This is a genomic window from Corynebacterium sp. HMSC056F09 (assembly GCF_001815785.1).
Lineage (GTDB): Bacteria > Actinomycetota > Actinomycetes > Mycobacteriales > Mycobacteriaceae > Corynebacterium > Corynebacterium hiratae.
Genome location: NZ_KV821956.1, coordinates 1,506 through 23,517, shown reverse-complemented (window position 1 = coordinate 23,517; position 22,012 = coordinate 1,506). Strand labels below are relative to the sequence as shown.

Annotated in this window: 21 protein-coding genes, 1 tRNA gene and 3 pseudogenes; 11 read left to right on the top strand and 14 right to left on the bottom strand. The window is 58.0% G+C overall.

What is annotated here, in order from left to right; genetic code table 11:
- The first annotated feature begins 233 nt into the window (after nucleotides 1-233).
- The 6 genes from HMPREF3056_RS13785 (at nucleotide 234) to HMPREF3056_RS09910 (ending at nucleotide 7,574) form a co-directional block, all read left to right on the top strand.
- Complete coding sequence (locus HMPREF3056_RS13785) at nucleotides 234-563, top strand: hypothetical protein (RefSeq protein ID WP_232760893.1); 330 nt, start codon at nucleotides 234-236, stop codon at nucleotides 561-563.
- The gene (locus tag HMPREF3056_RS09930) at nucleotides 556-789 is read left to right on the top strand and encodes a hypothetical protein (protein WP_070545535.1); all 234 of its coding nucleotides are present in this window, start codon (nucleotides 556-558) and stop codon (nucleotides 787-789) included. The genes HMPREF3056_RS13785 and HMPREF3056_RS09930 overlap by 8 nt, the downstream gene beginning before the upstream one ends.
- 136 nt (nucleotides 790-925) lie before the next feature.
- Nucleotides 926-2,398 (top strand): DUF3375 domain-containing protein, encoded by a 1,473-nt coding sequence (locus HMPREF3056_RS09925; RefSeq protein ID WP_070545537.1) that lies wholly within the window; start codon nucleotides 926-928, stop codon nucleotides 2,396-2,398.
- Complete coding sequence (locus HMPREF3056_RS09920) at nucleotides 2,395-3,060, top strand: DUF4194 domain-containing protein (protein WP_046647072.1); 666 nt, start codon at nucleotides 2,395-2,397, stop codon at nucleotides 3,058-3,060. The genes HMPREF3056_RS09925 and HMPREF3056_RS09920 overlap by 4 nt, the downstream gene beginning before the upstream one ends.
- On the top strand, nucleotides 3,053-6,451 hold the full coding sequence (locus HMPREF3056_RS09915; RefSeq protein ID WP_070754678.1) for an ATP-binding protein: 3,399 nt from the start codon (nucleotides 3,053-3,055) through the stop codon (nucleotides 6,449-6,451). The genes HMPREF3056_RS09920 and HMPREF3056_RS09915 overlap by 8 nt, the downstream gene beginning before the upstream one ends.
- On the top strand, nucleotides 6,438-7,574 hold the full coding sequence (locus HMPREF3056_RS09910) for a DUF3322 domain-containing protein (RefSeq protein WP_070754677.1): 1,137 nt from the start codon (nucleotides 6,438-6,440) through the stop codon (nucleotides 7,572-7,574). The genes HMPREF3056_RS09915 and HMPREF3056_RS09910 overlap by 14 nt, the downstream gene beginning before the upstream one ends.
- A 50-nt stretch (nucleotides 7,575-7,624) precedes the next feature.
- On the opposite strand, the gene HMPREF3056_RS09905 is transcribed toward HMPREF3056_RS09910, so the two are convergent.
- Nucleotides 7,625-8,050, bottom strand: a complete 426-nt coding sequence (locus HMPREF3056_RS09905) for a hypothetical protein (protein ID WP_070538386.1) — start codon at nucleotides 8,048-8,050, stop codon at nucleotides 7,625-7,627.
- Nucleotides 8,051-8,264: 214 nt separating this feature from the next.
- Between HMPREF3056_RS09905 and HMPREF3056_RS09900 the strand changes: the two genes are divergently transcribed.
- A complete protein-coding gene (locus HMPREF3056_RS09900; RefSeq protein WP_083280872.1) occupies nucleotides 8,265-8,615 on the top strand; it encodes a trypsin-like serine protease in 351 nt (116 codons plus the stop codon).
- 392 nt (nucleotides 8,616-9,007) lie between these two features.
- Here the strand turns inward: HMPREF3056_RS09900 and HMPREF3056_RS09895 are convergent, their stop codons facing one another.
- Nucleotides 9,008-9,769, bottom strand: coding sequence for an NYN domain-containing protein (locus tag HMPREF3056_RS09895; protein WP_070670319.1), 762 nt, complete (start codon nucleotides 9,767-9,769; stop codon nucleotides 9,008-9,010).
- Nucleotides 9,770-10,730: 961 nt separating this feature from the next.
- Nucleotides 10,731-11,173, bottom strand: a pseudogene (locus HMPREF3056_RS13780) (IS3 family transposase); the annotation flags it as partial.
- A 157-nt stretch (nucleotides 11,174-11,330) separates the two neighbouring features.
- On the opposite strand from HMPREF3056_RS13780, the gene istA reads away from it, so the two are divergent.
- Together istA and HMPREF3056_RS09880 are read left to right on the top strand one after the other, a co-directional pair.
- Nucleotides 11,331-12,938, top strand: a complete 1,608-nt coding sequence (istA, locus tag HMPREF3056_RS09885) for an IS21 family transposase (protein ID WP_070754676.1) — start codon at nucleotides 11,331-11,333, stop codon at nucleotides 12,936-12,938.
- Between the two features lie 22 nt (nucleotides 12,939-12,960).
- Nucleotides 12,961-13,389: pseudogene (locus HMPREF3056_RS09880) on the top strand (ATP-binding protein); the annotation flags it as partial.
- On the opposite strand, the gene HMPREF3056_RS13120 reads toward HMPREF3056_RS09880, so the two are convergent.
- The 4 genes from HMPREF3056_RS13120 to HMPREF3056_RS09865 all read right to left on the bottom strand — a co-directional run bounded on the left by HMPREF3056_RS13120 (nucleotide 13,380) and on the right by HMPREF3056_RS09865 (nucleotide 15,080).
- Nucleotides 13,380-13,511 carry a TspO/MBR family protein gene (locus HMPREF3056_RS13120; RefSeq protein WP_083317813.1) on the bottom strand — a complete coding sequence of 44 codons (132 nt, stop codon included), beginning with the start codon at nucleotides 13,509-13,511 and terminating at the stop codon, nucleotides 13,380-13,382. The pseudogene HMPREF3056_RS09880 and the gene HMPREF3056_RS13120 sit on opposite strands and share 10 nt — an antisense overlap.
- Nucleotides 13,512-13,590: 79 nt before the next feature.
- Nucleotides 13,591-14,010, bottom strand: a complete 420-nt coding sequence (locus HMPREF3056_RS09875; protein WP_070754675.1) for a hypothetical protein — start codon at nucleotides 14,008-14,010, stop codon at nucleotides 13,591-13,593.
- Nucleotides 14,003-14,485: a helix-turn-helix domain-containing protein gene (locus HMPREF3056_RS09870; protein WP_070537925.1), complete on the bottom strand. Its 483-nt coding sequence runs from the start codon at nucleotides 14,483-14,485 to the stop codon at nucleotides 14,003-14,005. The genes HMPREF3056_RS09875 and HMPREF3056_RS09870 overlap by 8 nt, the downstream gene beginning before the upstream one ends.
- Nucleotides 14,486-14,552: 67 nt before the next feature.
- Nucleotides 14,553-15,080 carry a hypothetical protein gene (locus tag HMPREF3056_RS09865; RefSeq protein ID WP_070537923.1) on the bottom strand — a complete coding sequence of 176 codons (528 nt, stop codon included), beginning with the start codon at nucleotides 15,078-15,080 and terminating at the stop codon, nucleotides 14,553-14,555.
- Nucleotides 15,081-15,256: 176 nt separating this feature from the next.
- Here HMPREF3056_RS09865 and HMPREF3056_RS13375 point away from each other — a divergent pair, with 176 nt between their 5' ends.
- On the top strand, nucleotides 15,257-15,595 hold the full coding sequence (locus HMPREF3056_RS13375) for a hypothetical protein (RefSeq protein ID WP_141741509.1): 339 nt from the start codon (nucleotides 15,257-15,259) through the stop codon (nucleotides 15,593-15,595).
- Nucleotides 15,596-15,668: 73 nt separating this feature from the next.
- Here HMPREF3056_RS13375 and HMPREF3056_RS13370 read toward each other — a convergent pair whose 3' ends face one another.
- From HMPREF3056_RS13370 to HMPREF3056_RS09850, 3 genes and pseudogenes are all read right to left on the bottom strand, one after another.
- Nucleotides 15,669-16,175, bottom strand: a complete 507-nt coding sequence (locus HMPREF3056_RS13370; protein ID WP_141741508.1) for an excalibur calcium-binding domain-containing protein — start codon at nucleotides 16,173-16,175, stop codon at nucleotides 15,669-15,671.
- A 93-nt stretch (nucleotides 16,176-16,268) separates the two neighbouring features.
- A tRNA-Lys gene (locus tag HMPREF3056_RS09855) sits at nucleotides 16,269-16,342 on the bottom strand.
- 162 nt (nucleotides 16,343-16,504) lie between these two features.
- A pseudogene (locus HMPREF3056_RS09850) lies at nucleotides 16,505-17,731 on the bottom strand (IS3 family transposase).
- 258 nt (nucleotides 17,732-17,989) lie between these two features.
- Here HMPREF3056_RS09850 and HMPREF3056_RS09840 point away from each other — a divergent pair.
- Nucleotides 17,990-20,230, top strand: a complete 2,241-nt coding sequence (locus HMPREF3056_RS09840; RefSeq protein ID WP_070754673.1) for an AAA family ATPase — start codon at nucleotides 17,990-17,992, stop codon at nucleotides 20,228-20,230.
- Between the two features lie 49 nt (nucleotides 20,231-20,279).
- On the opposite strand, the gene HMPREF3056_RS09835 is transcribed toward HMPREF3056_RS09840, so the two are convergent.
- From HMPREF3056_RS09835 to HMPREF3056_RS13115, 4 genes are all read right to left on the bottom strand, one after another.
- Complete coding sequence (locus HMPREF3056_RS09835) at nucleotides 20,280-20,864, bottom strand: hypothetical protein (RefSeq protein WP_070537917.1); 585 nt, start codon at nucleotides 20,862-20,864, stop codon at nucleotides 20,280-20,282.
- Between the two features lie 16 nt (nucleotides 20,865-20,880).
- A complete protein-coding gene (locus tag HMPREF3056_RS13365) occupies nucleotides 20,881-21,060 on the bottom strand; it encodes a hypothetical protein (RefSeq protein WP_141741506.1) in 180 nt (59 codons plus the stop codon).
- A 358-nt stretch (nucleotides 21,061-21,418) separates the two neighbouring features.
- Nucleotides 21,419-21,721, bottom strand: coding sequence for an ABC transporter permease family protein (locus HMPREF3056_RS09820; RefSeq protein WP_070537911.1), 303 nt, complete (start codon nucleotides 21,719-21,721; stop codon nucleotides 21,419-21,421).
- Between the two features lie 92 nt (nucleotides 21,722-21,813).
- The coding region (locus HMPREF3056_RS13115; protein WP_083317809.1) for an integrase core domain-containing protein at nucleotides 21,814-22,012 on the bottom strand (199 nt) is incomplete at its 5' end.

The window sequence follows — 22,012 nt, the reverse complement described above, 5'->3', positions numbered from 1 at the left end:
CGTGTCCAAAAACTCCATAGACATCACAGTTCTAGTCAAGCAAGTCAATGCCGAAGTAACCATCAAGAACTATCTCTCTAATCCCCAGCGAGGATACCGTGCGGTGCATGTATGGATTACCAGCAAACCTACCGGTCGCGTGGAGATTCAATTGCGTACCCAGCCCCAAGCCGAATGGGCGAATACATTTGAAAAACTGGCAGACCTTACCGGCCGACGAATTCGCTACGAAGATGACTACCGCCCAGCGAATCCGGAACTTGCAATCTATTTGGGCAAACTTGCTCGAAGTCTCCGACAAGTTCTACGGCATAGAGACAGATCTGGAGGAGGGATACGAATCAGCACAAAGTGGTTTGCAGACCATCGCCGCGACATCACGAGCCATCCCAGTAGACCCACGAGTACACAGAGAACGAGCCAAGTTCTATATGCACATGGCGAGCTATGAGTTAGAATTGGCAGACACTGCCGAGAACAACAATGAGACCCTCAAAGCGCTGAGAAAACTACAAGACGCCCTTCCTGGCCTGCCAATCGAAAGCGAACAGATTAATGACTGATTTCATAATCACTTACAAGCGTCGCTCAGGCGAGTCTTTCATCAAACAATTCTCGGACTCGACGCAAGCGCTTAAGGAACGCCTCCGCCGCGAAGCAGCGATCGACGATCCTGATATTGAGATCGCCCATATTTCAGCACCTTCCCTGGAATCCTTGAAAAAGTCGCATTCCCGGTATTTCATGGGCCGCGTAGAGATAGAAGACGACCAGGTGAACGCAGCTTAAAGCTTCACTCATGGCCCGCCGCCATGGGCGTGATTATTTCGACCTGCACTCTGCAGGTCGAATGCCAGACAGCGGGCTTCGAATATTTGAGCCAGTCTTCGCTGCGCATGTCCGGCACACCTGTCAGAATCAAGACATGTCTGTTGAAGCACGCGCCCTATCGCTGCGGCGTTTGATGCGCGATTCCGCCGCGATCCGGCTCCTGGCCGCGGATAACGCTCCCGTGATTCTGGCGTTGATCGCGGAGTACTTCCCGCGCGGCACCAGGGCACGCCCAGCGGCGGAGGTGTATGAGCTCATGGTCACCGATTTCGAGGTGTTGGCCAGTGAGTTTTCCATGCCTCGCACGCCGCAGAATTACTGCAATGACTGGGTCAAGGCCGGGTGGCTCATCAGAAAATCCGGAAAGAGCTCCCACGGTGAAACGCTCGAACCCAGCGAGGAGGCCCTGTCCGCGCTCGAAGCCATTGAGCGCTGGGAGGCACCGGTGACCACGGTGACGGCGTCACGCGTGGAATCGATTAGCTCCGCGCTGCAAAGGCTAGCGCGGGATACGAACGAGGACATTGCTAGCCGCGTAGCCAGCTTGGAGGAAGAACGCGACCGCATCGACCGTGAAATTGAGAAAGCCCGCCGCGGGCAGTTCGAAAGGCTCACCGCCGCGGAGGCAGAAGAACGCGTCCAAGACGTGTTGAACATGGCCATGGCCGTGCCGAGCGATTTCGCCCGGGTGCGCCACGAGCTTGAAGCCCTCAACCACCAGCTGCGCCGCCAGCTTTTGGATCCAGAGGGCTATCGCGGCGAGGTGCTGGAGGAGATCTTCAACGGCGTCGACCACATCGCGGAGTCGGACGCAGGGCGCAGTTTCCGCGGCTTCTATTCCCTCCTGATGGATAGGGAGCGCAGCGCCTGGTTGGACCAGTGGATCACGGAGGTCCTCGATAGCGAGGCCGGGCAGGCGCTGGCCGCGGACAGGCGGCAGCAGCTGCGCAGGCTTTTTCGCGATATGGAGGAAACGAGCTTCGAGGTCAACCAGACCATGACGGGGCTGGCACGCAGCCTGCGCAACTATGTCTCCTCCGAGCAGTTCGCGGAAGACCGGCGCATGATTGAGCTACTGCGGGAGGCCCGCGGCATGGCTATCGATGCCGCGCAACACTCCGAGCTCAAAGCCTTTCACCGGATGGAGACACCGCTACAGCGCATCGGTATGTCGATTCACTCCGTCTCCCGTATCCGCCTAGCCAACCCGGGACGGGAAATCGTGGAAGAAACCCCAGAGGCATACCAGCCGGAGGCAGAAGACCCGCAAGCCTTATATGAGCTGGTGCGCGAATCGGAGATTGACTTCGAGGAATTGCACGAGGCGATACGCGGGGCCGTCGCCCAGTCCGGCCCCTGCACGATCGGCCAGGTGCTGCAAGCCCATCCACCAACCCAGGGCCTTGCCAGCGTGGTGGGCTTGGTGCACATCGCCGACCAGCACCCGGTGCCCGTGCTACGTCCATCGCGTGAGAAAGTCACATGGACCGAGGAGGACGGCACCGTGCGCTGCGCCCATATCCCTGCCAAGTATTTCGATCACACCACCGTTAAGGAGCTACAGTGACCGCCGCACACACTCCCCGCGTCGATTCCGCACACGAGCCACCGCTGTGGGAGCACGATAAAGGCTCGCTGACCTACCACTCGCGGCGCGCGTTAGTGCAGCTCCTGCAGGGCCCGCTCATTCGCGCGCAGAAGGAACCGGTGCTGTGGGCCGCCATCATCTCGGATGAGGAGAACCTCCGCGCCCGGCTGCATGAGGTGTTTCTGGAACTCGTCGTGGACGAGACCGAGGGCTTCGCGTTTACCCGGATGGTGGAGGAAGAAACCTTGAGCATCCCGCAGGTGCTGCGCACGGACAAGCTCAAGCACATCGACACCGCGATCCTGCTGAACCTGCGCCAAGAGCTGGGGCTTGCGCTGCCCGGCGAGCGGGTCATCGTGGACGTCGAGGATCTCCGGGAGGGAATCGGTTACGTCCGCGCAGTGGACAACCGTGATGAAGCCGGTTTCAACCGCCGCTTCAACGCCGCCATCAACCGCATTCACAACGACTACTCCCTGCTGAGTGCTACCGAGACCGAAGGGCGCTTCGAGGTCTCACCGGTGCTCCGCCAGCTTTTCGACGCCTCCACCGTCACCGCCATCCGCGATGAATACGCCCGCCTGGCACAAGCCGATGAAGAGCAGGTAGACGAGGAAAAGGAGAAGGCTTCCGATGACTAGCCACACCAGCCTGTACCCCGGCCAATTCCGCATCAGCCGCATTCAGCTGATCAACTGGGGCACCTTCCACGGCTACTTCTCCATCCCGGTGGCGCGCAAAGGTTTCCTCATCACCGGCGGTTCGGGCTCCGGCAAGTCCACGCTGCTGGACGCGATGTCGGCGGTCTTGGTTCCACAGAGCCACCTGAAGTTCAACGCGGCGTCGCAGCAGGACCTAGGCCGGCACAACGGGCGCAGCCTGGTCTCCTATGTACGCGGTGCCTGGCGGCAGCAAGAAAACGCGCAGACCGGTGAGATCGCCCCCGAATACCTGCGGGAGGGCGCTACCAACTCGGTGGTTGCCCTGACCTATGACAATGGCGCGGGCAAGCAGCACACGCTCATAGCTATCTTCCGCCTCAACGGCGGTGAGAACTCAGTCGGCCAGATCAAGAAGTTGTATGGGCTGGTGCCGGGTGATGAGGACGTCGATAAGCTCAGCCCTTTGCTCACCCGCAGCCTGGACACCCGCAAGATCAAGGCCCTGTACAAGGGACCCGGCGTGTCCTTTACGCCGACATATGCCACGTTTGCGGATCGTTTCCGCAAACGCCTTGGCATCAAGAACGTGGAGGGCCAGCTGCTTCTTCACCGCACGCAGTCCGCGAAGTCGCTCTCCAGCCTGGATCAGCTCTTCCGGGACTACATGCTGGACAAGCCCTCGACCTTCTCCAGAGCGGAGGAGGCCGTGGAGCAATTTGAGGATCTGCGCCAGGCGTACCTGCGGGTCGAAGACGTCAAGGCCCAGATTGATACGCTCGCTCCCCTACCCCAGCTGCATGCCCAGCGCGCAACCGCGGAGGCAGATAAGCACAAAGCCGAGGCCATGAACGAGGCGCTGCCAGCCGTGCGCTCCCGCCTGGTGGCAGAAGAGCTGGACTCTCACATCCGTGCGCTGAGCGCCCAGCAGGTAGAAGCTCAATCCGAAGTGGAATCCCTCGAGGCTGACGTCGCCCACCTTGATGATGCAGAGCGCCGCGCCGCGATGGCCGTTTCCCAGCTCAGCGCCGGCGAGCTCGATGCCCTGCGCGCCAAAATGGAGACCGCCGACATAGAGATTGAACACCGCTCCAAAGAATTCCAGCGCCTTGCGGCTGCCGTGGGCGAGTGGACCGAACACTATGAGCTCAGCCCGCAAGGATTCGCAGAGCTGCAGGCCAACGCCCAGCTGCGCCTCTCCGACTTCGAAACCGACTCCGCCAATCTGACGAACCAGCAGCAGGAAGCCGGCGTGGCCGCCCGCGATGCGGCCACCGCCTGCGCCCGGCTCGATAGCGAGCTGCGCTCTTTTAGCTCGCGGCGCACCAACATCGACAAGGCCCTGGTGGAGCTGCGCTCCCAACTTGCCCGCGATACCGGCTACGCCGAATCCGAGCTTCCCTTCGCCGGCGAGCTCATCGACATCAGCCCGCAGCAGGCGGACTGGGAGCCGGTCATCCAAAAGCTCCTGCACGGTTTCGCCGCCACCCTCCTCGTGCCGGAGGAAGCCCGGAAAGCCATTAACCAGTGGGTCAACTCCCGCAACGTGGGTACCCGTCTGGAATACCGCACCATCCCGGAGTTCACGTCGGCGCCAGCCTCCGCGCGCAGTCCGCGGCAGCTCATCCACAAGCTGGAGTTCCAGGATCACCCCATGACGGCGTGGGTACGCCAACACATTTCCCACCGCTTCAACTATGAATGTGTGGAGTCGGTAGCGGAACTAGACAAGGTCACCACAACTCCCGCCGTTACCCGCGATGGCCTGGAAAGCCGCCCCAAGGACAAGGACGGCTCCACGCGTTTCATCAAGGATGACCGCAGGCGCTTTTCCGGCACAGCGTGGTACCGGGTGGGTTCCACCAACACCGCCAAGATTGAGCTACTGCGCTCCCAGTTGGCGCAGGCCAAAGCCACCGCTAGCGCCGCAGCCAGGCAGGTCCACGACCTTAACCGGAAAATGGACATCCTGCGCTCCCAGCGCGATAAGGCCCAGCAGGTGCTGGACACGAAATTCCAGGACATTGACACTGCTTCCGCGAAGGCGCGCAAGCAAGACCTTCAAGAACAATACGATGCCCTGGCATCCTCCCCGGAGGCCCGGGCCTTGGCCGCCGCCCATCAGCACGCCAAGGAAAAACTGGATGCGGCCCGCGCCCGGCTCAACCAGGCGCAGAAGCACCTCGGCGACGTCGAAGGCGAGCTGAAGCGCTCCACAGAGCGTCGCCGCGTCATCGGCACCTTGCCGGAGATCGCGAATAAGGACATCGCGAAAGCCGTCGAGGAGGCCTTGCACAAGGGAAAGCGCACGCTCACCATCGATAACATCGATACCCGGCGCGATGAAGTCCAGGCCGACCTGCAGGACGCGGCCCGCGCAGCCACGCGCCGCATCGAGGACGCCAACGGCAAGATCGTCTCCGTCCTCCACGCCTACCTGTCCCAGTGGCCGGCAGAAGCCGCCGACCTGGAACCGCAGGCCAGCTTCGCCGGCGAAGGCATTGAGAAGCTGAAGTACCTACGAGCTGACCGCCTGGCGGATTTCCGTGCCCGCTTTCTGGAGCTGCTCAACGGCCAGACCGTCCAGAACCTCTCCCACCTGGCTTCCTCCCTGCGCCATGCCCGCAGCGATATTGAAACGCGCATGGAGTTCATCAACAAGTCCCTGGAGCGCTCGCCCTTCAACGGTGAGCGCACCCTGCGCATTGATGTCAAGGATGCCCGCGGCCAGGTGGTCCAAGACTTCCAGCGGGATCTGGATGCCGCCACCTCCCACAGCCTGGCCGAAATCAGCAAGGATGAGCACGATGCTGCCCTGCAGCGCTACCATGCCCTAGACAAGATTTTAAGCCGCCTGGGTTCTAGCCATCCGGAGGATATCCGCTGGCGCAACGTGGTCCTGGATACCCGCCGCCACGTCAGCTTCATCGGCCGCGAGCGCTACCCCGATGGCACGACGGCCAATACCTATCAGGATTCCGCCTCGCTCTCCGGCGGCCAAGCACAAAAGCTCGTCTTCTTCTGCCTGGCAGCGGCCCTGCGTTTCCGCCTGGCGGAGCCGGACCAGGACGTGCCCACCTATGGCTCCATCATCTTGGATGAGGCCTTTGACCGCGCCGATCCCACATTCACCCGCACGGCCATGTCCGTCTTTGCTTCCTTTGGTTTCCACATGATTCTGGCCACGCCCTTCAAGCTCATCCAAACACTTTCGCCCTATGTGGATGGCACCATCGTGGTCAACTACGACGAGCCCCTCATCAACGGCCGCCCGCAGGCGCGCACGGGCTATTCGCTTATCGACGCCTCCACGCTCTCCACCCCCGACCCCGAACCGTCCCACCCCGAGGAGCCCGCAGATGCGGATGCCTAAAGACCTGCAGGCGCATGCGGAAAAATACCTGCGCAACCACTTCGCCGAAGCGCTCGCCAACCCCGATGCTCTGCACCTCGCGTGGCCCCTGCACCCACCAACAGCTGCGGCCGCAGCAAGCGATATCAGCACCACCCAGGATTTCATCCGCGCCTGGCAGCGCTGGCCGCACCAGGACGAAGTCATCTATGAAACACGCAATTGGTCCCGCACAGGCCTGGGCAATAACGATGTGCCCACCCGCGTTGCACTCACCGGCGCTGAACGCATCGCCACCGCCGCGGGCCTAGAACGCGAATACTCCACTGCCCGGCAGCGCGCCCAGGACATCGCCGCCATCTTCCCGGACGCCCCGGACTTCACCCGCACCGTCCACCGCTCCTACAACCAGTGGAAGGACTTAAGCTCCTATGACCTGCGCTGCCTAGGACCGTGCCTGACCTGGCTGCGCGCGAACCCCCATTCCGGTGAGTGGGAGCGCGCCGTGCCGGTCGAAGGCGTGGACGGCAAGTGGATTGGCAACCACCGCCGCCTACTGCTGACACTCCTAGCTCCCTTCGGTATCACGGACTTGGGCCTGCGCCGCAGCGACACCCGCCTGCGCCTACGCTACCTCAACCACACACCAGCGCTCTCCGATATCGAAATCCCCCTCGCCGACGCTGCCAAACTCTTCCCCGACACCCCTCCCCGGGTACTCATCGTGGAGAACAAACAGACCTTCCTGGCCCTGCCCACGCTTGCCGACGCCTCCCCTCCCACCATCGCCCTCCTCGGCTCCGGCACCGCCGCCCACCAGCTCCACGCACTGCGCTGGCTGCACAAAGCCGACATCACTTACTGGGGCGACCTCGACGCCGCCGGCTTTGCCATCCTCAACGCCGTGCGCGCTCACTTCCCCCACACGACGTCACTGCTCATGGACACAGCCACCGTCACCGAATTCCAGCACCTGGCCGTCCCCGACCCCGGCGACGGCTCCGCCACACTTACCCACCTCACCACCGAAGAGCAGCGCGCCTACCGCCAGCTCTTCACCGCGGGCCGGCTGCGCATTGAACAGGAGCGGATTCCGTTTGCGCATGTGAATGCGGTGATTCATGCAGCGCTCGCAGCAGCGTGACGCTGCCAGCCCCCGCGAACGGCGGACAAAATAGCCTCTTCCTGCAGTAGCTATTCTTCCTTTTTTCTTTTTCTGGCTTGTCTGCGCTCACGCCTTCGGGCACGCTTTGCTGTGCGGATATCGACGACCCAACGCGGAACAAAAGGCCACGGAAGCGGAACCCCGACCGCGCCCGTAAATCCAATGACTCCGATAACGAAAGCTGCCACGAGCGGAACCTTCAGCAGCGTGTAGACAAACTCGGGAGGGTTGGCACTCGCAACCAACCCCATGGCGCCGCCAGCGCCCATAATGAGCGAGCAGTAAGGATAAATGAAAAGGACACCATCACTTGCTGCGCCTACAGAGTCGACATCGTCGTACCACTTTTCCGATCTGGGTTGCCTCCGCACGCACCTAATGTAGTAGGTCCAGTAAAGCACCATGACGAGCACTAACCCGGCGTATACAAGCAACTCAGTAACATCGCCGTCCATAGAATAGGCCTCCCGTGGCTGTTTGTTACGGTATGTGCGAAACGCTACCAGCGTCTGCTGAGATGAGGCTTAGGATGAAAACGACACATGGATGCGGGCAACCACCCGAACCACGGACGCAGACTTGACCTTTTGGAAGCTGATCCCGCCACCGGAAATAATAGAAATCAAGGCAAATGCCTAAGAACAAAACTCGGGGCACTTCAAACCGTCCATCGACGTCGACCGTTTTGAGAAGGGCCCCAAGTCCGATCTCGCCTTGCTGCACCTCGAAATACCGAAGGAGCTCGACAAGTACGCCAAGGTCGCGGACGGCCATCAGTACCACGACGGTGAGGAAGCCGACTTCTACGGCTTCGGCAAGGGCTTCAAGGACGAAGACGTGGACTGGCTACAAATGGCACGTATGAAGGTCATCGCCCAGCGCGACAACATCAATGCCGGCGAGGTCACCACCATGCACGGCATCACGGGCAGCTCCAACCACGGCGACTCCAGCGGACCGGTGTTCACCAAGGACGGCGAGCTCATCGCCATCGACGTCATGGGCTCCCGCTTCGTGTGATTTGACCCCTACACCGTATACCTCAAGTATTACCGCGACCGGACTCGCGATACGGCGGGCGTCTAACGCCTCCAGACCCACTGCGCGAGCTTCCCCCGGGGGTCAGTTCCCGACAGCAGTCGATTTTGATGTTTGCGCTCCTCTTATTCGAGGCGCGATTTGGGAGTTCGCGGAAAAGATCGCCGTTAAGGTCCGGTCTACAACTGCGGCGGGCAGGTTAGAACGAGGGGGTTCATACGCTTTTTGACATGGACTCCGGTGGGGCCATCTTGCGAGAAGCAGAACTTCCAGATACATCTTAACGGCGCGGTGGGCCGACGTTCGAGTATGACTGCTGCCGCGCTGCGCAAGACGCGAAGAACTAGACCCAGTGGTGAATCGAGGCTATTGAGCTATAGTTCTTCGTCAACCTCAGCGGTTTGTTCCGGAGTAGTTCCATATAAAGGATCGTCTTGATTCTTGGGTGGTTTGAGAACGCACTCACGGACACCATCAACATGTTCATTTAAGCTCTCAGAGACTGAGGCCCAGAGCGGGTCTAATATGAAATCGATTCCTGACCTACGCGCATGCTTAGCTGCGGGGACGAAATCGCTATCACCTGAAATCATGATGATTTGATTCACAAGTCCGCGTTCTGCCAGGGAAGCTATATCCAAGCCTATCCGCATATCTACTCCCTTCTGAGTGATATCCAGTGAGAAGTCTCGCTCAGTCAGATCTGAAACTTCAATTTCCCCGCGACAGAGCCTCTTTAGCGGCCTAGATTTAAGGGTGTACCCATTTTGGGTTTCAAGTTCTTCGCCTCGGCGTAAAGCGACTTTTCGCTTCTTTACGATTTCTTCTAGAAAGTCTATCATCCAGCGGTATTCCTCAGTTTTTCCGAGGTTCTTCTGTGTCTGCGTTAGCGGATGAAACAGCACCTTCGATGAAGGCTTGCAGTCGTAGTAGAAGATTCTATAGAGACTGCTTCCGGACTCCCGTATGTGCCTATGGCAATACCCTAAAAGTTCGTTTGCTCGATCTCGCGGATTTTTCTCGCCGAAGAGAACTCGCGCACGGTGTCTGTAAAACCCTCCGTCTACCAATATGGCCGTGACAATTGGTCGCCGAGGGAAATCATTAGCCGATTTCCCTGAAGAGTGCTTTCCCATTTTAACCTTCTGAAGAACTAGTTGGGGCCCAGTCATCGGCGCTCTCCTTATCGGTGGAGGGTCAACGGCTAGGCCCAGTAAGTCGATAATATCACAGGTTCCCTCGTCAAAGTCAATATTCGTTCCGTCCTGTGGTTCGACGAGATGCTCAAAGAATGCTCTACGACATGGGAGCGAGGCTGTCGGGGAGCGAGAACGGTCAGTCCATATTAAAATTCCGGGGGATATAACTGCTCCATTAATGGACGGTAAAACAGCCAGACTTCAGCGCATCGAGAAGACCGGCGTGCTCGTAACTTATCGATCGACCTAGCTCGAAGCTGACATCACATCACAAGTCAATCCTGACCAAGCCTGACCTCGCTCGAGCCATAAGGCATTAGTGTTGAGAAATGAACGATAGGTGGTGCCGAGAATGGTGACGCCGCAGCCTGTAGTGGAGAGCATGGCGCCATAAGAGGTCAATCTCGCCGTGCTGATCGGAGCCTTTAGAGGGATAAACTACGTACAAGTAGGCCGGATGAGGGATAGATGAAGGTCACGAGTGTTCCCAAACGAACGCTACCGCACGCAAAGAATCCTTTCACCCTTTGCAGGTCAGGGCTAAGTAACAAAAGTGTGTCTGATTCCAGTCGTTGATCCTGTCCAGGGTTAAGACCAATGCGCCGTACTTGGTGCACGCCAGTCCCTGGGCGCGGTGGGAACGAGTGCCGATAAAGCCCTGGTAAGATCATTTGATGTCGCCTTAAAGCGTAAATTCCTGCGTAACCGGAAAGTCTTTGAGAATCCCCATCACCTGCCGCCAAGAATTCTCCCGAAAGTGCTTGCGCTACAACTCGCGCAGACGACACTCCTACTGCAATCTTCTAGCCTCCCCGGATGACTTCGAAGCACTCACATTAGCTACGCTATCCCAAAACATAGCTAGCCGCCGACATGTCTACTTTCCGGGGTTCAGGCCCGCCATCGTGAGGGCTTCTTCGACCAACTCCGTGCGCATGTGGTCAGCGACCGCGAAACCGGTCAACTGCCGCCAATAGCAGTCGATGACGGTTGCCAGGTACATATTCGACCCGTCCGCGATCGGCAGGTACGTGATATCGCCGACGTAGATGGTGTTCGGCTTCTCCGCGGTGAACCGGCGTTTCAGCAGGTCGGGCAACTTCGGAGCCCGTTTCGCAGACACGGTGGTTATCACCCGGCGTTTTTGGTGTAGCCGAACAGGCCCATCTGGCGCATCAACCTGGCAATGCGCTTGTGATTGAAAAGGTCGTCGTTGGCTGGATCGGAGTTAATGGCCGCCGTCACGCGTTTCGCCCCGTAACAGCCGTTCTCGGCCGTGAACACGGCCTTGATCCTCGCTCCCAGCACCGCGTCGTCAAGGGCGCGTCGCCGGCGGGCAGGATGTCGATTTGGGGTAGTTGGTACCGCGAGTCCGCGTAGTTGGTACCGGTGTTCCACGTACTCGGTACTGCAAGGGGGTTTTCTTTCATAGTTGATGCTGGCGATACCACAATCCGGTGGTGTCGCGTCAACTTCTACTTGGAAGGAGCTGGTCCTTGTGGCCAACTTCAAACAGATCATCGCGATGTGCCTTGATGGTGCTAGCTACGCGCAGATCACACACGCATTGGGATGTTCACGACGAGAAGTATCCCGCGCAAAGAAAGTCATCAACGATGAGGCACTAACTCCAGAGCGTTTCCGTCAGCTCCCACCGGGATGGTTCGATGATCGATTCAGCGACGGCCGGAGTAAACGGACGATGTCCTACGACCAGCCTGATTTTCAAGCCCTCGCACGCAAGCTGAAAAGTACGAAGCACGTGACCAGGCATAAGCTGTGGATGGACTATGTGTCGCAGCCGTGTCCGACGGACAAGACTAAGTACCAGTACTCCCAGTTTTGCAGTGGGCTCAATGAATTTCTGCGTGCCAATGATCTCGTCGAAGTTGTCACCCATGAGCCAGGCCAAGAGCTTTACGTTGACTGGGCCGGTGACAAAGTGCCTGTAGTAGATCAGGCCAGTGGTGATACCGCGTTCAAGGCGTCATTGTTTGTCGCGGTCAGCCCATACTCAGGGCTGATGTACGTCACTGCTGCTGCGAACGAGAAGATGCCGTCGTGGATTGAGTGCCACGTCAAAGCATTGAACTATCTTGGCAAATTACCAGCAGTCATCGTGCCAGATAATGCTTCTACGGCGACTTATCGGCCGAGGAAGCATTCAGGCTACCGGATGGTCACTGACCGCTATGCAGCGTTTGCAGACTATTACGGGGTCACGATCGTGCCGACTCGGCCCGGCAGGCCTCGCGACAAGGCAGCGGTAGAGCGTGCCGTGAAAATCGCCTACACCAAAATCCTGGGTTACTTCAGCAACGAGGTCTTCTACAATCTCGATGAACTCAATGAGGCGATCGCTTGCCGTCTTGCCGATATCAACAGCGCAATGACGCGGCCTGATGGCACAACACGGCGCATGCGCTTTGAGCAAGAAGAAGCACCAATGATGCGGGATCTGCCGCCGACGCCGTTTACGGAAGTGTCTTATAAGCGGCTTAAAGTCGACCGTAATTGGCACATCACCTGTGACTACCAGTACTACTCTGTGCCATTTCAGCTGGTAGGAGAATCGGTAACAGTCAGGCTCACCCCGCAACTGGTCAGCATCTTCAGCGGGGAGCAGCTTGTTGCTGAACACACGCGCCTTTATGGATTTAAATACCGGTATTCCACCAACCCTCAGCATGCACCGCGTGGCGATGATGAAGGCCACAAGGCGCTTACCCGTGATGAGCTTTTGGCTTGGGCCTCGTCGTTTGGGGCAGCAACGCACGCAGTCATAGCGATGATCCTCGACCGCAATAGTGCCGCCGTACCCCGCGGACTCATCCAGGCACGCAACGTGCTGGCCAACCTGGGCAAAAAGCACAACAAAGCCACCCTGGAACCTGCATGCCAGCAGGTCTTAGACAAGAAGCTGGCCCCAACGATGGCAGTGATCAAACGCATCCAGACTGACATTGCCCACGCCCAACAACATCCCGGGGCACCAGGGCTAAAAACACAGCCTGTGGCCAAGCACCACCCACGCCCAAGTACCCCGCTTACCGGTGAGGTGGCCGATGCCGTCTTTATCCGGCCTGCTGATCACTACGAAAACTAGAAGGAATAAGGAGTGCGAAACCATGAGCAGTATCGACGACGAGATTGTGCGGGCGAAAATGCGCAAGCTTCGCGTATCAACCTTCGCTGACATCTTCTACGAGGTTGTCAACGACGAGGCCTATGCGGATGCGCTACCAGAAGACATCTTCCTCGCCGCAGTCGAAGAAGCCTACACACAACGCCAACAACGCAACATTGCCAAGGCTATAACCCAGGCTAAATTCCGATACCCGGATGCAAGCCTGGCTGAAATTACCCGGGCAGAACAACGCGGTATCAACATGCGTCAGCTGAAACGAATCGCAGCAACTAACTGGCGGGAAAACCCGACCAACATTCACATCCTCGCACCGACGGGAACAGGCAAGACCTACATTGCCTGCGCCATCGGCATCGCCGCGTGCAAGGCCGGATACTCCGTGGCCTACTACCGGCTAGATCAACTTGTAGGGTCAGACTTCCAGGCGCGGCGCACGAGGTCCGCGGAGCTTGCGCCTAGGGCTCCGGCCCAAGCGGTGGCCAGTCTCTTATGCTTCGAGCGGAAGAAGAGGCCGCTCCAGCCGGCGTTCAATGCGAGGTTCGCACCGAGAGCCGCGGCATGCTTGCGCGCTTGGAAAGGCCATCCGCCTTATCCCAAGGAACGGCACGGACTACTCCGTTTCCTTGTCCGCAGCGTCTTGGCGTAGGGCTTCCAATTGCTCTTGCGGAATCGAGGGTGCTGACACGCCAAACTTAGGCGCTAGGTTTTGCAATTCGTAATTGACCACAGCAACGAGCTCATCAAGCTTGTAGCCCAAGAGAAGCTGAGCCAATTCTTCCGGCGTTAACTCTTTATGTTCCGGCTTTGGCCAGTTACCACGCAGGGCCAGCGCCAACTTCGCGCGCTCCGGCACGTCAACATCAATGCGAACTTCAAGCACCAGAGTCTCACGAGTCTGACCTTGCGAAACCTGGAAAGATACTTGGCCTTTCGTTTGCACTACATCCTTCGACTGTTGTTCCCCGATGCGCTGCCCCTCAGCACGAAGCAACTGCCACGTCGCATAGCCAGCCCGTTGTTCTTTAGACAAGAGTCCCCTCCATTGTGTAGTCCATCTGCTGCAGTACTCCTGTTTCAGCGGACTCTACCGGGGCAGCGAATACAAAGTCCGTTCCCAGCTGACCACGGCCAGCCTCTGGGAATTGTTCGTGAGCCTCATTCGCGTTTGCCAAAGCGGTAATCCGCCGAGCAATTTCTTCTTTAAGCTCGGCATAGGGAGCACTTCCGTGCTGGATACGACCATCTACTACAACGTGCGCCACATACGCTTCAACGGCGTTTGCGTACGCTCGAATCATCTTCATTGTGTGGTTCTTCTTCCCAAGTCCCACCAATGATTCAAACTTGGTGACAACAGAGCGGTCGACACCCATGCGCGATGCCACCTCGCTTTGCGTCATGCCTCGCAGCTTTCGAAACTCCACGAGTTGCTCAATGAGGTCCATTTGCGACCCGATGAGGTCCCCGGGCAACGCATCCTTCGGCTTGATCGTTAACTTCGCCATTATCAATTCACCCCTGCTTTCCTATGTTCCATCCCATCATAAGCTATGTGCATTTTAATGCACATCCCTATTTCGGCGGCCATGGCCGAAAAGTGACCCGATTTTTCTGACACCATTGCTTACCTAGACGCATAGCCAGCAAAATGTCTCGATCCTGCGCCTCGTTAGTCTTACGAACCCCCTGACGCGTGTTATCAAAGATCCGCTTTTCTTTACACAAGCTCACAAGCATCTGGTGGGCCGGTTCACCCGGCCTCGAAGAAATATCGAGGAAGTACAGTCGAAAATGACGGTCCTCGCCATTTCCACCAGTTCCCCACCCTTTCAACTCGCCTAACCATGGCGGGTTCAGAATTTCATTGAGAACCCTCCTGCCCGATGGCTCCACCAATGCAACGTCATCCTCTCGGGCACCACGTTCGCCCCAACGCAGCAAAAGTTGTTGCATCTCGAGAAAAGCATCTTCATCGATACCCTCAAGATTCTGGAACTCATCCAACGCCCCCGGCAGAAACTCCCAACGCGTCAGCCCCTCGTCCGCATTGACTGCCGGCAGATACACGTGAGGCATCTCCGGAAACTCGAAATCATCCACTAGTTCCTCCCAAACTCCCCTACGCAGATATGCCCTTCAAATCTCACCTTCCGCCGTGACAAGCTCCAGCCGTGCCTGCACAGCGGTATCGTTATTCATGTTTTCTCCTGACCCCGGCACGCGTCGGCGAGTGCGATGTTGTCAATACTTTCGACAGTACGCGATTACACTAAATTATGACCTCCCGCGTCGAGCCTCTCTTTGATTTCCCCACTGTGAAAGGCCTTCATGCCGCACGTCGATGCCACCGCCCACGCCTGCCGATTCTCTGGCGGGTAGTTCTACCTGCAATCTTGGGTGCCATCGGACTGTTCTTTTCCTCCCAGGCGCCGGCTGGTTCGGTAGGCCTCTACATCGCCGTGACCGCCACCATGGGCATTCCCCCTACTGCTCGTGGCATCCGTACTCATCGGCGGCATCGCCGCACTCGAAGCCCGCCGCGCCGGCAACCTCATCTCCTCCACCTTGTCTGGAGCATAGGCATGGCGTACCCGCTGCCACTGTTTATCGACTAGGCAGGCGCGACAAGAAAGGGCACATGCTTGGCGACGCCGCGCAAATGTCCTCTCCTTAACAGTTACTGATTAGCTAGTTTTCACAAGCTACGCCGTCACCATCACGATCGAGATCGGAGCTGTAGCCAGGGTCTCCCGCATAGATCGGAGCTGCACCAGCAGCACGTACTGCAGCGCAATTTGCATAGTACGCAGCAGCTGGCGCCGGCGCCGGAGCCTGCTGTTCCTCAACAACTGGCACTTCCGGTGCCGGCTGTTCAACGTAGGCATCTACATCAGGATCTACATCGGCATCGACGTCTGCTGGCGGCGCCATGAATCCTGCTTGCTGGTGGGCGGTTTCTTCCGTTACCTGAGCCGGACTTACTTCCGGTTCCGTCGGCAATGGGATTTCTTCAGAAGGCTGGACAGAAGAAGTCGAGGAAGTAGCCGAGCTAGAGGAGGAAGTGGTGGTTTGCGATGTCGTCGCCGTTGTTGTTGGCTCCGACGTAGGCTGAAAATCTGAGTCGGCTCCGCCGCAGCCTACAAGTAGTGCGGCAGCGCCCAGAGTAGTTACCATCAAACCAAGAGAGCGAGACATCGGGAGAACCTCCGAAAGAGAAGAATTAAGACTGCTTCATATTACAAAGGTTCACCCTGTGTGCTGGCACTTTGTGATGAGATTCCCCAAAGAGGGGGCCACCGGGGCTCAAACCCGGGACCAGCGGATTAAAAGTCCGCGACCCAAACCGACTGAGCTATAGCCTCTATTTACACTAGACGGTGCGCTTTTCGAATACATGCACGGTTTAAGACACCCCCAAGCGACCCTTAAACTGCCTGCCCGTTATAAAATCCCAGAATTGAATCCCCCGTCTTAAGGCATTGTTTAAGCCGAATTGAAGCGTCCTGGGTTTAGTTCCGCTTCTTTTACGGCCCCGTGTTGATGGGCTCGGTGAGATAGTGCTCGGTTTCTACTTCCTGTGGGGTGGCGTAGTCCAAAGCTTCATGAAGCCGATTGGTGTTCCACCAATGCACCCACCGCAAGGTGGCCAATTCGACTTCTCCGACTGACGTCCACGGGCCCTGGGCGTGAATGAGTTCAGCTTTGTAGAGTTCGTTGACTGTTTCGGCGAGAGCGTTGTCATAAGAATCTTTGACCGTTCCGACACTCGGCCGTATTCCGGATTCCGCTAGTGCGGTGGAATATTTCAGTGACACATACTGGCTGCCCCGATCGCTATGCTGAATCAGCTGGTTTCCATGGATTCGCCCTGCAGTCGTTAACGCATGCTCCAAAGCCTCCATCGGCAGCGCGTCGGTGCGCATCGTCGAGCGTGTAGCAACACCAACAATTTTTCGGCTGAAGACATCCACGACAAACGCGGTATAGGCGAATCCTGACAGGGTGCGAACGTGAGTAATGTCGGCAACCCAAAGCCTGCCTGGCGCTTGTGCACGAAAGTCTCGCTGTACAAGGTCTGGGCGATGATCCGGCGTCTTCGGGCTAATCGTTGTCACGGGGGTTCGCCCACGTCTGCGGCCGGAAACGCCTGCGAGTTTCATTAGTCGTGCAGTCTTGTCGCGGCCGATATGAAGGCTTTCACGGTTCATCGCGTGCCACATTTTGCGGATGCCTAAGACCGAGAAATTCTCCGCGTGCACACGCTGTATCTCTGGGATGAGCAGGCTATCGCTTAAGGCTCTTGCGCTGGGAGCACGTGTGGTGGCTTTACGGTAGCCGCGTGAGGTGATGAATCCACGATCTGCTTGTTTTAGGACTCGGCAGATGGCCCCGGGCCCCAAACTGATCTTTATATGCGTCGATGTAGGAGATCATTTGGTCGTGGGTCGGTCGAGTTCCGCTGCGAAAAAAGCGGAAGCAGTCTTGAGAATCCCGTTTGCTCGTTTCAGCTCCCGGTTCTCTCGGCGCAAACGCTTGAGCTCTTTTTCCATTGTTTCGTGATCCGGCGCTTCGCGGCTGTCTCGTGTGGAGGCGCTGTCGCGGTACCACGCCCGCAACGTGTGGTGAGATACTCCACGCAGCTCACCGACCTGCGTGTAGGCGCGTTGCAGTGAGCAAGACTCCAGGCGGACCATTTCGATGATCTGATGGACCGCCTTCTCCTTGAACTCGACGGAATACTTTCTGGGCATAGCGCCTCATCCATCCTTACCTGAGGTAGGAACTAAACCCAGGACACTTCAGTAGCTTGTCAATGGCCCAAGGGCGCCACGTTCGACCTCCGATCAGACTGGCAAAAGGAGAGATATCGAGCCACGTATCTCGCTAGAGATACAGCGATTGTCGCATTCCGAAATGAAGCGCAGTCAAAACACCACCCTTTCGCTGTATTGAATCGCTAAACTAATTTTAACAAATTGTCCACCCACGCCAACCAAGGATTAGGCGACATGCTGAACGCTTTAGATGTAGGGAAAATTCACTGCTTCGCTCCGGATGCGACGCTTAATCACCTCAGGCCGAACAGCTTCATCTTTGCTCCAAACGGATCCGGAAAAACGTCTATTTCCCGGTTCTTAGCAAACCTCTCCAGCTCTCCCGATTCGGCCCACTGGAGCGGCGAACCAAAGACTCTTCGAATCTTTAATTCCGATTACCAAAGGGAGACATTTGCGACTTCTGAGCTCAACGGGGTGTTCCTACTTGGACGCAACAGCATTGAATTGGACCAGCAGATCAGCCAGGCCCGTAGCGACCTAAGAAAGGCCGAAGATCGCAAAACCCAACACACAAATACCCTAGCCACAAAAGAAAAGGAGCTCAAGGATCTCAAAGCGGCAACTCAAGCATCACTTAAAGATTTACGAAATACTCTGCCAAAATCGATCCGTGACAATTGGAGAGGAAGTAAACGGGTAGACCGCCTCTGGGCAAATTCACTAGACGCGTACACCGCGGAACAGACCGAACCGTCATGGACAGATTTGGCTGAAAAGGCGGAATTGCTGTTCGATTCCAACGCTTTACCCTTCACGATTCCTCCGAGGCCTGGGCCATGGTCGGATGACGCAAGCAACCTCGAGATGTTCACCGAACTCCTAGATCTACTTCGGAAACCTCTCATACCAGCTAAAGAAGTCCCGTTTATGCAGATAATTAAGGATTTCGATCTATCAGACTGGGTGGCAACAGGGTCGAACTACGTGAATCAAATGCATCTATCGGGAGAGGATCGGTGTCCTTTCTGTCAGCAAGCACTTCCGGAAGGTTTCGAACTGATCCTCGATCAGGTTTTCGACACCCACTACACCACTAGTAAACGGAAACTCACAGACCTCCAACGAGAAATCACTGCACTCTCACAGAGCATTTCGGAATATATCGATACGCACAGCGCCTCTTTCGCTTCCGTGGGAGAAAGTAGCGAATACCAATCCCGATGTGCTTCCTTGACCGGTGCGCTAGCTGACCTAATCTCGCTCGTTGACCAGAAAATTCTCGAACCCAGCCGTCCTTTAGAGGCAGTCGACCCCCGCCCGGTCATTACTTTATTCTTGGAATCCGTCGAAGAACGTATCGATCAAATGGAACGACAGAACACTCTCCTCTCGAGGCGCAGAACGGAACAAGATACTTGGCTCGACGAAGTATGGGCCGGCTTCGCGAACGGAACTGCGTTCGAGACGCTGAAGGCCTTTCACACAAAATCGGCACCGCTCGAAAAGGCAATTGGCAAACTCACCGAAAGCATCCGACAGGACAAAGCTACGGTTGGGACACGGGCAACGGAGTTGCGCAAGCTGGAAGCACGAACAGTTTCGAGCGAATCAACTATCGCCAAAATCAACAGCATGCTCGAGCGCTGCCAATTTCACAGCTTTCGGCTCGATAGATCGGATTCGAAACAAGATGGCTATACCGTCGTACGTGTCGATGGATCCAGAGCGGATCCACTAACTCTCAGCGAAGGAGAGCGCACTTTTATTACCTTCTTATACTTCTATCAGTCCCTTTCCGCTGTCGCGACCGACGATCAAACAGAAAGACTGGTGGCCGTTATCGACGATCCAATCTCCAGTTTGGATTATTCGATTATGTTCGTGGTTTCAAGCCTAATCCGGTCCCTGCTTGGGAAGATTCGATCAGGGACTCATCCCCGATTGGATCAAGCGATAGTGTTAACTCACAATCCGCGCTTCCATAACGAAGTCGCTTATCGTCTCGACCGCTGTGGCCCCCAAGCCGTCAGCCACCATAAGATTAAGAAGCTGGCACCACAGCCAAACCAGATCGAATATTTTGCCGATACGAATCCAGTCCGCACCTCGTACCAAGAATTGTGGGCGGAAGTTGCAAATCTAGAGGGCAAGGAACAAACTACCCCCGGGTGGCTCCCCAACATACTTCGTCGAATTCTTGAGAGTTATTTCACGACGCTCGGCGGTGAGGATAACTTGTATGATCTAGCTAATGGCTGGACGCACGACGAAAAGATAGTCCATCATTCTTTGACAGCGTGGTCGCATAGTGGCTCGCATGACGTCATTATGTCCGATGACTTCAACATCGCTTCCGAATCCTGCAAAGTTTGGCTCGACGCCTTTAAAGCAATATTCGAAAAGACGGGGCATCAAGAACACTACAAGATGATGATGAGTAGATCTGTACGGCCCGAAGCGGTCGAGAGGTAGCGTTGAGGAATGCTGGGGATTTTTCATGGCGTGCGATTTCCCCAACCCCTTACTCCACGGCAACCCCGGCAATAAACCCGCCGGCACACTCCCTCACAAGCCACCCGGTCCCCGCCGCCGGACGTGCGAACAACAGCAGCTCAACCGCCATCACGCCCGCGCTCCCCAGGGGCGTCAGCCCGAGCGTGTTCAGCAGCGCGCGGTCCCGGCGACGCCTTCGCCAGAAGAGGAAGACGGTGTTGGAAATGCCCACCAGCGCGATGACGAGGGCGATGAGGCTCATCACCCGGGTGATCGAGAGCAGGCGCTCGACCATGGCGCCGGTGACGGCGCGGCGGCTGAATGACTCGGTCGTCGTCACCGGCACGTCGGCTCCAGCGGCTGCGGCGCCCCCGTCGAGCACGGCCGGGTCCTGCACTGGTGCGCCCTCCATCCGCAGCATGACGGAGGGACGCGGCGCCGCGTCGACGGCGTCGGCGACGAGGGCGGGGCCGAGAACGGTGAACAAGTTCGAGGTTTTCACCGTGGGTAGCTCAGTGTCCAACGTGGAGCCCTCCGCCAGGCTGCCGAAACCCGACTGAACGCCCCGCCGCAGCACCGGCGAGCCGGGGTCAACAGCGAAGCTCTCCGGCACGCGCAGTGGCACCAGGCTAGTCGCGACGCCCCGGGGACGCGACCAGGACGTCAGCGAGGGCGGGGTCGATGTCGCCGGTGAGGGAGGTCACGGTGGCGTCGACAAGCCCCTGCTTGCTGGCTGGGCCGATGAAGTGGGAGCGCAGCTGCTCAAAACTCGTGAGTACTGCGGCGACGAGGGCAACGGCGACCGTCACGATCCCGATCACCGACGCCGACCTGTTCCACTGCCGCGACGCGTAACTCAGCGCCAGGCCCAGCCTCGGCAGGGGCACGCGTACCCGGAGCAGCAGCGGGATGATGACGGAGAGCGCGGCGCCGGCGGTGAGCGTCGCCAGGCCCGCCGAGGCGACCGCCCGGATCACTCCCCCCGCCGCGCAGCGCGAACGCGGCGCCGGCGAACACGATCGCCGCCGCCACGAACCCAGCCCTGCAGCGCCCGGCGTCCCGAGGCCTCCGCGTTTTCGACGGCAAGCGCGCCGGCCCCGATGGCGGCGAGCCACGTGGCGGGAAGCCCGGCGTTGTCGAGGGGGAAGCGGATCCTCATTTTCTCGGTCACCGCGGGCGCGGAGCCGGCCACCGCGACCCCGGGGGCAGTCCAAGGGCGACGCCGAGGGGGCCGAGCACGTTCGCCTCGACAACCGCCGCCGCCAGAATGCCTATCGACGCCCCACCAATCGCCCTCACCAGCTTCGTCTCCCGCACCCGCGAGCCCGTGATCACGGACATCGCCGCGTAGATCGTCAGCGTGGGCACGATCGCCACCACCACGGTAAATGCCGTGAGCAGGAGGAAGTACTTGTTGCGGGACGCGAAGTAGTCGTCGCTAAGCGTCTGCACATGCGCGGCGGCGCTCACGCTCCGGGGAACTCCGTGGTCGAGCGGACCTCCCCCGAGGGCGTGTTGGGGTTGCCCGCAAATCGTGGACACGTAGTGGAGCTACCTAGGGGTTAGGCAGCTATTTCTTTTCTGCTGTTGATTGCGCCGGCGTGGTTCTCGAAGTCGACGGGGCTGACCATTCCGAGTGCAGAGTGCCGGCGCCGACGGTTGTAGACGACTTCAATCCAGTAGGCAACAGCCTTGCGCGCGGCATCACGGGTCGCCCAGCGCTGCCGGTCATAGAATTCAGTCTTTAGCGTCGACCAGAAC